Annotated in this window: 8 protein-coding genes; 5 read left to right on the forward strand and 3 right to left on the reverse strand. The window is 68.5% G+C overall.

Features of this window, described 5'->3' with window-relative positions; translation table 11 throughout:
- Nucleotides 1-743: TSUP family transporter (locus N7590_RS21105; RefSeq protein WP_279935868.1), on the reverse strand; the 743-nt coding region annotated here is incomplete at its 3' end.
- Nucleotides 744-836: 93 nt separating this feature from the next.
- Between N7590_RS21105 and N7590_RS21110 the strand changes: the two genes are divergently transcribed.
- Nucleotides 837-1229: a YchJ family protein gene (locus N7590_RS21110; RefSeq protein WP_053451406.1), complete on the forward strand. Its 393-nt coding sequence runs from the start codon at nt 837-839 to the stop codon at nt 1227-1229.
- A 3-nt stretch (nt 1230-1232) separates the two neighbouring features.
- On the opposite strand, the gene N7590_RS21115 is transcribed toward N7590_RS21110, so the two are convergent.
- Nucleotides 1233-2513, reverse strand: a complete 1281-nt coding sequence (locus N7590_RS21115) for a GGDEF domain-containing protein (RefSeq protein ID WP_053451193.1) — start codon at nt 2511-2513, stop codon at nt 1233-1235.
- A gap of 150 nt (nt 2514-2663) precedes the next feature.
- Between N7590_RS21115 and egtB the strand changes: the two genes are divergently transcribed.
- The 4 genes from egtB to N7590_RS21135 all read left to right on the forward strand — a co-directional run bounded on the left by egtB (nt 2664) and on the right by N7590_RS21135 (nt 7986).
- Nucleotides 2664-3935 carry an ergothioneine biosynthesis protein EgtB gene (gene egtB, locus N7590_RS21120; RefSeq protein WP_164242763.1) on the forward strand — a complete coding sequence of 424 codons (1272 nt, stop codon included), beginning with the start codon at nt 2664-2666 and terminating at the stop codon, nt 3933-3935.
- Nucleotides 3932-4906 carry an L-histidine N(alpha)-methyltransferase gene (gene egtD / locus N7590_RS21125; protein WP_164242762.1) on the forward strand — a complete coding sequence of 325 codons (975 nt, stop codon included), beginning with the start codon at nt 3932-3934 and terminating at the stop codon, nt 4904-4906. Before egtB ends, egtD begins: the two co-directional genes overlap by 4 nt.
- Before the next feature lie 90 nt (nt 4907-4996).
- Nucleotides 4997-7183 carry a lytic murein transglycosylase gene (locus N7590_RS21130; protein WP_239544534.1) on the forward strand — a complete coding sequence of 729 codons (2187 nt, stop codon included), beginning with the start codon at nt 4997-4999 and terminating at the stop codon, nt 7181-7183.
- 26 nt (nt 7184-7209) lie between these two features.
- Nucleotides 7210-7986 (forward strand): DUF2628 domain-containing protein, encoded by a 777-nt coding sequence (locus tag N7590_RS21135; protein WP_164242761.1) that lies wholly within the window; start codon nt 7210-7212, stop codon nt 7984-7986.
- Nucleotides 7987-7992: 6 nt separating this feature from the next.
- On the opposite strand, the gene N7590_RS21140 is transcribed toward N7590_RS21135, so the two are convergent.
- Nucleotides 7993-9180: a benzoate/H(+) symporter BenE family transporter gene (locus N7590_RS21140; protein ID WP_006477924.1), complete on the reverse strand. Its 1188-nt coding sequence runs from the start codon at nt 9178-9180 to the stop codon at nt 7993-7995.
- Between the last annotated feature and the right edge of the window lie 281 nt (nt 9181-9461).

Consider the following 9461-nt stretch of genomic DNA (forward strand, 5'->3'; position numbering starts at 1 on the left):
ACCACCAACCCCACGAACAGCTTGCGGATGAACGGCGTGCCGCCCTTCAGCGCCAATCGCGTGCCGACCACCGAGCCGATGATGTTGGCCGCCGCCATCGGCAGCGCGAACAGCCACAGGATGTTGCCGGTGGGCACGAAGAACGAGATTGCCGCCACATTGGTCGCCAGGTTCACCACCTTCGACGCGGCGGATGCACGCAGGAAATCCAGCCCGAAGAAGCGCACGAACAGGAAGATCAGGAAACTGCCGGTGCCCGGCCCGAAGAATCCATCGTAGAAACCGATCGCCGCACCGATCGCCAGCGCGATCACCAGCTCGCGGCGTCCGATCTCCTGCGGCCGGTGCAGCGCGCCGAAGTCCTTCTTCCACAGTGTGTAGGCCAGCATCGCGATCAGCAGCACCAGCACCAGCGGGCGCACCGCATCCTTGGGCAGCAGGCTCACCGCCGTGGCCCCGGCGAACGAGAAGATGAAGGCGGTACCAGCCGCGAACAGCACCGGCTTCCACGGGAAGCGCACGTTGCGCGCATAGCGCCAGGCCGCCGCACCGGTGCCGAACATCGAACTGAATTTGTTGGTACCGAACAGCATTGCCGGCGTCTGCTGCGGCAGCACCGTGAACAGGCCGGGCAGCTGCACCAGGCCACCGCCACCGACGGCGGCATCCACCAGGCCGGCGATGAAGGCGATCACCACCAGCCACCACAACTCAGGGGGAACCAGTTCCAGCACGGCGGTCATTCAACGTGGGGGCGCGACAGCATACGCCTGTCCTGCTGCAACTGACCTGTGCCGCGCGTGGATCAATCCGTGCAACCCGGCGACAATGACGGCATGAGCCGACAACCCGCCGATCCCTGTCCCTGTGGCCTGGCCGCCGACTACGCCGCCTGCTGTGGACGCTTCCATGCCGGCGAAGCCGCACCGGACGCCGAGCGCCTGATGCGTTCGCGCTACAGCGCGTACGTGCGTGGCCTTGCCGATTACCTGCGCCAGACCTGGCACCCGGATACCCGCCCGGCCGAGCTGGTGCTGGAGGAGGCGCCGGGCCAGCGCACGCATTGGCTGGGCCTGACCGTGCACGAGCACACGCCCACCGGTGCGGACAGCGCCGAGGTGCGCTTCACCGCGCGCTACCGCATCGGCGGCGGCAGTGCGGTGAAAATGACCGAGCACAGCCGCTTCCTGCGCATCGACGGCCGCTGGTACTACCTCGACGCGGTCTGAGCCTCAGCCGCCGCGCACGGCCAGCACGCGCTGGCCGGCGTGCGCGCGGACCTGGTTGCGGCCGCCGTCCTTGGCCCTGTACAGCGCCTGGTCGGCCGCCTTGATCACCGCTGCCGGCCGTGGATCCTCACGGCTGTCGGCCAGGCCGATACTCACTGTCACCTGCACCACCTGGCCGTTGCCGCCGCGTCCGCGCTGCTGGCGGCCGGCTTCGTCATCACGGCTGCGGGTGCTGCGGTCGCGCAGCTGCATGCGGGTGGCCTCGATGCTCTGCCGCAATGCTTCCACGGCATCGACACAGGCCGCCGCCGGACGGTCCAGGAACACCACGACGAACTCCTCGCCGCCATAGCGGAACGCGCGGCCACCGTCGCTGACCCGCGACAGCCGCGAGGCCACCAGGCGCAGCACATCGTCACCGGTATCGTGGCCATGGGTGTCGTTGAAGGACTTGAAGTGATCCACGTCCACCATTGCGATGCTGTAGGTGCCGCGTGCCCGCTGCACGGTCTCGTTGAACGCGCGGCGCCCCGGCAGGCCGGTCAGTTCATCGCGGAAGGCCATGTGGAAGGACTCCTGCAGCATCGCACCCAGCATCAGCAGCAGGGCAGCACTGCTCAGTGCCGGCAACAGCACCGGTTGCAGGAAGATCCGCGGCAGCATCCACCACAGGCACAGTAGAGCCAGCAGCATCGCGGTGTGCAATGGCCGCGGATGCCGCCACGCCTGCCAGCCCAACGCAGCGGTGGCCAGCAGGAACAGCAGGGCCGGCACCTGCGCCAGCGCGTTCCAGTGGGCGGGAATCCAGCGCCAGTGACGGTCCGACAACAGGTCGTGCATGCCGCTGGGCTGCTGTGCTGCCAGCAGCAGGAAGACGGCAAGCGCCAGGCCGCAGGCCACGCCGCGCAGCAGCAGGTCCTGGCGACGTCGCCCGCGTTCCGGCCACAATGCCAGGCCCGCCAACAGCAGCGGCAACCAGGCCGAGATGGCATGGAAGCGCAGCGGGGTCAGGGCGGTCACATGGCCACTGCGCAGGTAGCCACCCACATCCTGGTGCAGCAGCGCGAACACCACCGCCACCAGCAGCAACAGGCACAGCGCACGCACCTGGTGGTAGAGCAGGGCCAGCCCGGCGCCGAGGCTGGCCAGCAGCCACGGCAGGATGCGCTGGGCCGGGCTGGCAACGTCTTCGTTGCCCAGCGCCGTCCACAGCAGCAGTGCGACCAGCACGGCGGGCAGCACGAACAGGTAATGCGCAGGCTGGCGGAGCGGATGCAGGGGCAAGCAGGAATTCCAGCGCGGTGACGACGCGGCCGCAGCACTGCCGTTAGCGGCGTTCGGGCCCGCTTCTTGAATGCGGGCGGGTCACCCATGTGAACAAAGTGACGCCGAACCATGACGTCGCACTCACCGGCCTGCGCCGATGCTGCCTGCATGGACAGCGTACCTGCCGCCGTCGCTGCCCCGCAGCACGATCTCGCCCACCAGTTCGCGCGGGTGCGGGCCCGCAGCCTGCAGTTGGCCGCGCCGCTCAGCGCCGAGGACGCCATGCTGCAGAGCATGGCCGATGCCAGCCCGAGCAAATGGCACCTGGCCCACACCACCTGGTTCTTCGAGCGCTTCGTGCTGGCAGGCCTTGCCGCCGCACCGGCGCACGATCCTGGCTGGGACTACCTGTTCAACAGCTACTACAAGAGCATCGGCCCGGCCCACGCGCGGCCACAGCGTGGGCTGCTGTCGCGCCCTTCGCTGCAGCAGGTACGCGATTACCGCCAGCAGGTGGATGCGCAGGTGCAGTCACGCCTTGCTGCCGGCGACCTCGACCCACAGGCGCTGCAGCACCTGCAGCTGGGCCTGCAGCACGAACAGCAGCACCAGGAGCTGCTGCTCACCGACATCAAGCATGCGTTCTGGTGCAATCCGCTGCAGCCGGCCTACCGGCAGGACCTGCACGCCATCACCAGCATCGCCACTGCGCAGGGCTGGATCGAATCGCCCGAACGCATCGTTACCGTCGGTGCCGCGGCGTGGCCGCAGCACGCCGCCTTCGCCTACGACAACGAATCGCCGCCGCACCGCGTGCTGCTGCCCGCCCATGCCCTGGCCGAGCGCCCGCTCAGCAACGCCGAGTACCTGGCCTTCATCGAGGCCGGCGGCTATCGCGAGCCGCGCTGGTGGCTCAGCGAAGGCTGGGCGCTGCGCGAAGCAGAGGACTGGCAGCACCCGCTGTACTGGGACGACGCCCTGCAGCGCGAATACACCCTGGGCGGTTGGCGCGAACTGGACCTGCACGCGCCGGTCTGCCACCTCAGTTATTACGAGGCCGACGCCTGTGCCCGCTGGGCCGGTGCACGCCTGCCCAGCGAATTCGAATGGGAAGCCGCTGCCGCCTCGCAACCGCTGCGCGGCCATTTCGCCGATGACGATGGCCTGCACCCGCAGGCCGGGCAGGGCAATGGCCTGCGCCAGATGTTCGGCGATGTATGGGAGTGGACCCAGAGTGCCTATGGGGCCTATCCGGGTTTCCGCCCGTTCGCCGGCAACCTGGGCGAATACAACGGCAAGTTCATGTGCGGGCAGTGGGTGCTGCGCGGTGGCAGCTGCGCCACTCCGCGCGGGCATGTACGTGCCAGCTACCGCAATTTCTTCATGCCGCCGGCGCGCTGGCAGTTCTCCGGGCTGCGCCTGGCCAGGGACCTCACATGAGTACGGTGGATGACGCACTGCAGGCGCTGACCGATCTCACCCCGGGGCGCCAGCAGATCCTGGCCGATGTGGTGGCCGGTCTGTCGCGCCCGTCGCGGCAGCTGCCCTCCAAGTACTTCTACGATGCGCGCGGCTCGCGCCTGTTCGAACAGATTACCCAGACCCGCGAGTACTACCCCACGCGTACCGAGCTGGCGCTGCTGGCCAGGGTGCTGCCCGACATCGCGCGGGTGGTGGGCCCGCACGTGCACGTGGTTGAACTGGGCAGCGGCAGTGGCCGCAAGACCGCGCTGCTGCTGGCCGCGCTGCAGGACCCGGTGGCCTACACCCCGATCGAGATCTCGCGCGCCGCACTGCTGTCCAGCATCGACCACCTTGCACCGGCGCTGCCCGACGTGGAAATGCTGCCGGTGTGTGCCGACTTCACCCGTCCCGTCGCCCTGCCCACGCCCGAGCGCGAACCGGCGCGCCGGCTGCTGTTCTTCCCCGGCTCCACGCTGGGCAACTTCACCGGTGACGACGCGGTGGCGTTGCTGCGCGCGATGCGCCAGACCATGGGCCGCGATGGCCTGGCCCTGGTCGGCATTGACCTGCACAAGGACCCGACGCTGATCGAAGCGGCCTACAACGATGCACAGGGCGTCACCGCGGCCTTCACCCTCAACCTGCTGGCCCGGCTCAACCGAGAGATCGGCAGCGACTTCGACCTCGACGGGTTCCGCCATCGCGCCCGTTACAGCACCGCGCGGCTGCGCATCGAGACCGACCTGGTCAGCCAGCACGAGCAGGACGTGCACCTTGACGGCCGTACTTTCCACTTCGAGGCCGGTGAGCCGATCCGGGTGGAGTACAGCCACAAGTACACCGACGACAGCTTCGAATGGCTGCTGCAGCAGGCCGGCCTGCAGGTCGTGCAGCGTTGGAATGCCGACAGCCCCGCCTACGGTCTGCGCCTGCTGCGCGCCATCTAGTCGCCTGGTCCGCCATCAGCCGGCCTCGCTTCAGGTTCGGCGGCAGGGCTCCGCCTAAGATGGTCCTGCAACGGCAACACGGAGGACGCCATGCCCATTCTGACCACGCTCGGCCTGGCGGCCGCTCTCGCAACGGCGCCGCAGGTGTCGGCGCCAGCGACCATCACCGTCGACCCGGCGTTCGGCCGCTGCCTGGCCGGCCTGCAGGCCACGGCCGCCAGCCAAGGCATCAGTGCCGACCGCTTCGCCGAGATCACCGCCGGCCTCACGCCCGACCCGAGCGTGCTCGGCCTGCTCGATGCGCAGCCCGAATTCACCACGCCGATCTGGGACTACCTGGCCGCGCTGGTCGATCGCCAGCGCGTGGATGATGGCCGCGCGATGCTGCAGCAGCATCGTGACCTGCTCGATCGGGTGTCTGCACAGTACGGCGTCGATCCGGCCACCATCGTCGCGGTCTGGGGCGTGGAGAGCGACTACGGTCGCGTGTTCGGCAAGCGCCCGCTGCTGCAGTCGCTGGCCACGCTGTCCTGCGCCGGTCGCCGCCAGACGTTCTTCCGTGGCGAACTGCTGGCCCTGCTCACGCTGATCAACCGCGGTGACCTGCAGGCGCAGGGGCTGACCGGTTCCTGGGCAGGTGCCTTCGGCCACACCCAGTTCATGCCCAGCACCTACGCGCGCATCGCCGTCGATGGCGACGGTGATGGCCGCCGCGATCTGGTCGGCAGCATTCCCGATGCGCTGGCGTCGACGGCCAACTACCTCAAGCGCGCCGGTTGGCGCAGTGGTGAGCCGTGGGGCATGGAAGTGCGTGTTCCGGCCGGCTTCAATGCCAGCCAGGCCGGCCGCACCCAGCGCCGGGCGCTGGCCGACTGGCGGGCGCAGGGCGTGACCGCGATGGATGGCAGTGCACTGGCTCCGGCCAACCTGCCCGCCGATGCACGCGCCGCCCTGCTGCTGCCGGCCGGCAGCAAGGGCCCGGCGTTGCTGGTGTTCCGCAACTACGACGCGATCTACAGCTACAACGCTGCCGAAAGCTATGCGCTGGCGATCGCTACGCTGGCCGACCAGCTGCGGGGCAGCAAAGGCCTGGCCACGGCGTGGCCGACCGATGATCCCGGCATCGGCCGCGATGAGCGCCGCCAGCTGCAGACCCTGCTGCTGGCCCGTGGCCACGACATCGGCGCTGCCGACGGCATGATCGGTGTCGCCACGCGTCGTGCGATCCAGGCCGAGCAGCAGCGCCTGGGCTGGGCTAATACCGATGGCCGCGCCGGACAGCGTATCCTGCGCGCACTGCAGAACACGCCGGCTACTGCGCCGGTGCCCACCCGTTTCACGCTTCCCAGCAACTACAGTGCCGTGCAGTCGCCGGCCATACGGAGTCGATCCAACGTGCAGCAGATCCAGGGCGTACGCAGCGGGCAGTACCAAGGGCTCGATGCCTGGCTGGTGGAAACCGCCGAGGCCAGCGCCGCCATCAGTGTCTTTGGTGGCCAGCTGCTTTCCTTCGTGCCCAAGGGCCAGGCAGACGTGATGTGGCTGTCACCGCGACGTGCCGAATTGCCCACGCCCATCCGGGGAGGCAGCCCCGTATGCTGGCCGTATTTCGGCCGACAGGGCCAGGGCAATGACGTGCCCGCCCACGGCTTCGTGCGCACCTTGCCGTGGGAACTCCAGCAGGCCCGTCGCCTGGATGACGGCAGTATCGAGCTGACCCTGGCGCCGCCGGTCCTGCAGAGCCTGGACCTGCGCCTGCGCATGATTGTCCGCGTGGGACGCCAGTTGACCCAGCAGCTGATCACCGAGAACACCGGCAGCACGCCCGCCACCATCACCCAGGCGCTGCACAACTACTTCCGCGTGGGGGATGCCAGCGCGGTGGAAGTCGATGGCGTAGACGGCCTGGACTATCTGGACAAGTTCGAGAACTATGCGCAGCCGCGTCGGCAGCAGGGCCCCTGGTCGTTGCGCGACCCGCGCGACCCCGGCCGTAGCGATCGCATCTATACGCAGGCCAAGGGCCACTATGTGCTGCGTGATCCGGTGCTCAAGCGCCGCATCGACATCCGTACCGACGGCAGCCGTTCGCTGGTCGCGTGGAATCCCGGTGCCGAGGCTGCGGCGAAGATGGCCGACGTCGGCGCGGGCTGGCGCGACTATGTTTGCCTGGAAGCCGCCAATGCCGGACCCGACGTGGTGACCCTGCCGCCGGGCGGCAGGCATATGTTGTCACAGACGTTGTCTGCGGCACCATGGACGCCGGCCAACCAGTAACGCATCAACGCAACCAGGACGTTTTCATGCAGGAAGCACAGTGGTGGTACGCCAACAGCAGGCAGAGCGAAGGGCCGGTCGATCTTGCCGGCCTGCGTCGCCTGCAGCAGGACGGGACGGTGACGGCGCGTACGCTGCTGTGGCGCGAAGGCATGCCGTCGTGGCGACCGTTGGCCGAACTGGACCCTTCGGTGGCGACAGCCGAGCCGGTCGCCGCGCCGCTTGAACATGCGGTGGTCGCGCCTGTCGCCGCTGCAGATCCCGCAGATCCCGCAGATCCCTACCGCGCGCCCGCGACGGCGGCCACGGCCACGGCCACGCCCGCCGCCGGGCTGGAGGGCGAGATGGCGTTGTATGCCGCCGTGGTCGGAGGCAACTTCCCAACCTATCGCCAGCGCTGGCGGTTGGATCAGGGCATCGCCACGGGCAGCGGCACCTGGCACTGGCCGGCGTTCCTGCTGGGCCTGGTCTGGATGATGTACCGCAGGATGTATCGCCTCGCAGCGATGTGGGCGGGCCTGCTGCTGCTGATCAGCGTGATCGAGACGCTGCTGGATGTGCCTGATGGCCTGTCGCTGATCATCACTGTCGCGCTCAGCATCACTACCGGTGCCTTCGGCAACACCTGGTACCTGGCACATTGCCAGCGCCTGATTGCCCGGGCCCGAGCGGAGAGCCCGGGCGACGAGGCGCGGTTGCACCGTGAGCTGAGCGCGCGCGGTGGCACCAGCGTGGTCGCCACTATGATCGCCCTCGTCATCGCGGCGGTGCTGAGTACCGTCGGTGCCGGATTGGCCGGGTAGCCCGGGTCAGCGGCCCTGGCGGGGCCGCAGCACCAGCAGGCACAGCGCGCCGGCCACCAGGCCCCAGAACGCCGAACCAATCCCGGCCAGCGATACGCCCGAGGCGGTGACCAGGAAGGTGACCAGTGCCGCCTCGCGGTCACGCTCCACCGCCAGTGCACTGGCCAGGCTGTTGCCGATGGTGCCGAACAGTGCGATACCGGCCACGCAGGCCACCAGTTCCCTCGGGAACGCGGCAAACAGCGCCGCCACCGTGGCGCCGAACAGGCCGATGACAATATAGAAGGCGCCTGCAGCCATGGCAGCGGTGTAGCGTCGTGCTGGATCCTCGTGCGCATCGCGGCCCATGCAGATCGCTGCCGTGATCGCCGCCAGATTCAGCGCATACGCGCCGAATGGCGCCAGCAGGGTGTTGACCACGCCGATCCAGCCGATCAGCGGCGACACCGGGGCGTCGTAGCCGGAGGCACGCATCACCGCCACGCCGGGAATGTTCTGCGAGGCCATGGTGACCACGAACAAGGGCAGGGCGATGCCGGCCACGGCGGTCCAGGACAAGGACGGGGTCACCCACTGCGGTATCGCCAGTTGCAGGTGCACCTGCTGTGCGTGCAGCAGGCCACGGCTGGCGGCGACCGCGATACCGACCAGCAGGGTGGCGATGACGGCGTAGCGCGGGAACAGGCGGCGCCCGGCCAGCCAGGTGGCGAACATCGCCAATGCCAGCACCAGCTGGCTGTTCATGGCCACGAACACATCCAGGCCGAAGCGCAGCAGCACCCCGGCCAGCATGCCCGCGGCCAGCGCCATCGGCACCCGCTGCATCAACCGGGCGAACAGGCCCGAGAAGCCCGCCAGCATGCCCAGCACTGCGGCGAGCAGGAAGGCGCCGGTCGCTTCAGAGAGCGAAGCACCGCCGGCACCCACCACCAGCATGGCCGCACCCGGGGTCGACCACGCGGTCACTACCGGCACGCGATAGCGCAGTGACAGGCCAATGCAGGTCACGCCCATGCCCAGCCCAAGCGCCCACATCCACGAGGCGATCTGCGCCTGGTCGGCACCGACGGCCTGCGCGGCCTGGAACACGATCACGGCGGAACTGGCGAAGCCGACCAGCACTGTAATGAAGCCGGCAACGATCGCCGGCATCGAAAGATCGCGCCACCACGTGCGTGCCACCTGCATGCTCATTGCTTTCTCTCCACTGTGCATCCCTGCATTGATAGCGGCTGCGGCGTTGACCGCGCAACGCGCGGGCAACGCCGCAGTGATCTTCGAGCGTACGTCATGCGTGATGTCACGACGCTTCTGTCATCACCCTGCAAAAAAGCCTTGACGAAATCTGCAGGATCTCTAGAATTCGCTCCCTTGCTGCAGCGCATCGCTTCTTCGGAAACGGCACGCGAACAGCGACGCCACCACCGACGAACGAGATGATCGAACGAAGGTGTTGACGGACTCGAAAAGTCCGG

Source organism: Stenotrophomonas sp. GD04024 (assembly GCF_029837545.1).
GTDB classification, from domain to species: domain Bacteria; phylum Pseudomonadota; class Gammaproteobacteria; order Xanthomonadales; family Xanthomonadaceae; genus Stenotrophomonas; species Stenotrophomonas forensis.